The sequence below is a fragment of the Streptomyces sp. ATLC9 genome (genome assembly GCF_057196705.1).
Map to the genome: position 1 here is coordinate 1 of NZ_JBXUOY010000464.1, position 2,173 is coordinate 2,173.

Genomic DNA, 2,173 nt, shown 5'->3' on the forward strand with positions numbered 1-2,173 from the left:
CCCCCCCGGGGGGGGGCGGCGGGGGGGCGCGGGGCCCCGGGGGCCGCGCGGTCACTTGCGCATGACCTCCGGCTCGTGGCGGCGCAGCAGGCGGGCCACCGCGAAGCCGCAGGCGACGCCGATGGCGAGCAGGATCAGCATGTCCATCACCCACACCCCCGTGCTGTGCTCCCACAGCGGGTCGAGGCCGGTGGGGTTATCGCGGTCCCAGGGGGCCATGGTGCGGGACAGGTCGACGGTGGCCCCGGTGGCCGCGACCGCCCAGCGCGAGGGCATCAGCCAGGCGGCCTGTTCGATGCCGGGGGCGTCGAAGACCTGGAAGAGCACGCCGGTGAAGACCAGTTGGACGATCGCGAAGCCCACCAGCAGGGGCATGGTCATCTCGGATGTCTTCACCAGCGAGGAGATCACCAGTCCGACCATCATGGAGGTGAGGCCGAAGGCGATGATCCCCACGCACAGTTCGGCGGCCGCGGGCATGATCAGACCCTCCTCGGGCAGTTCACGCACCGAGAAGCCGATAGCGCAGATGATCACGCCCTGGAAGGCGGTGATCACCCCGAGGACGACCACCTTGGACATCAGATAGGCGGACCTGGACAGGCCGGTGGCCCGTTCACGTTCGTAGACGACCCGTTCCTTGACCAGCTCGCGCACCGAGTTGGCCGCGCCGGAAAGGCACATGCCGACCGCGAGGATCAGCAGGATGGTGCCCGCGTGCTGGTTGAAGCCCCCGGGGTTGCGCGTGAGGCCGTGGTCGGTGGGGATCACCGTGCTGACCACGCCCAGGATCACGGGCAGGATGACCATCAGTGCCAGGAAACCCCTGTCCGAGGCGATGACCGACGTGTAGCGCCGGGTGAGGGTCCACAGCTGGGAACCCCAGCTCTGCGGCTTGGGCGGCCGGGAGGCGGGCGGGGAGGACGCCGCGTACCGCGCGTGCTGGGGGTACGCCTGCTGCGGGGCGGCGGCGTCGAGGTCGGCGGCGTAGAGCCGGTAGTGCTGCGAGCCCTGCCAGCGGCCGATCCAGTCGTAGTCGCGGTAGTTCTCGAAGGCCGAGAAGACGTCCGCCCAGCTCTCGTAGCCGAAGAAGTTCAGGGCCTCCTCGGGCGGGCCGAAGTAGGCCACGCCGCCGCCGGGCGCCATCACCAGGACGCGGTCGCACAGCCCGAGTTCGGCGACGGAGTGCGTGACCACCAGTACGGTGCGGCCGTCGTCGGCCAGTTCCCGCAGCAGCTTCATCACGTCGCGGTCCATGCCCGGGTCCAGGCCGGAGGTCGGCTCGTCCAGGAAGATCAGCGACGGCTTGGTGAGCAGCTCCAGGGCGACCGAGACGCGCTTGCGCTGGCCGCCGGACAGGGAGGTGATCCTCTTGCCCGCGTGGATGTCGAGCTTGAGTTCGGCCAGCACCTCCTCGATCCGCGCGTTGCGCTCGGCCTCGGCGACGTCGCCGGGGAAGCGCAGTTTGGCGGCGTAGCGCAGGGCGGTGCGGACGGTCAGCTCCTTGTGGAGGATGTCGTCCTGCGGGACCAGGCCGATGCGCTGGCGCAGCTCGGCGAACTGCCTGTAGAGGTCGCGGTTGTCGTAGAGGACCTCGCCGATGTCGGCCGGGCGGTAGCCGGTCAGGGCGCGCAGCAGTGTGGACTTGCCGGAGCCGGACGGGCCGATGACGGCCACCAGGGACTTCTCGGGCACGCCGAAGGTGACGTTGTCGAGGATCACCTTGCCCCCGTCGACCTTGACGGTCAGGTGCCGGGCGGAGAAGGAGACCTCACCGGTGTCGACGAACTCCTCGAGCCGGTCGCCCACCACACGGAAGGTCGAGTGGCCGACGCCGACGATGTCGCCGGGTCCGATGACCGCGGTGCCCGACTTGGGCAGCGGCTGGCCGTTGACGTAGGTGCCGTTGTGGCTGCCGAGGTCGCGGATCTCGAAGCGGCCGTCGGGGGCGGAGCGGAACTCCGCGTGGTGGCGGGATACCTGGAGGTCGGAGACGACCAGTTCGTTCTCCAGCGCACGGCCGATCCGCATCACCCGGCCCAGCGCGAACCGGTGGAACGTGGTCGGGTTGCGGTGGTCGCCGTGGAGCGGGGCGCCGCCGTGCGGGGCACCGCCGTGCGGGGCGCCGTCGTGCGGGGCACCGCCGCCCTGGGGAGGCCGCGGCACGTACTGC

The 2,173-nt window shown here is 70.8% G+C and carries 1 protein-coding gene; it reads right to left on the reverse strand.

Annotated features, from left to right (window positions below; translation table 11 throughout):
• Positions 1 to 51: 51 nt before the first annotated feature.
• Positions 52 to 2,173 (reverse strand): ABC transporter ATP-binding protein/permease (locus AC2CJA_RS26290; RefSeq protein ID WP_484605158.1); only part of this gene is annotated, 2,122 nt, incomplete at its 5' end.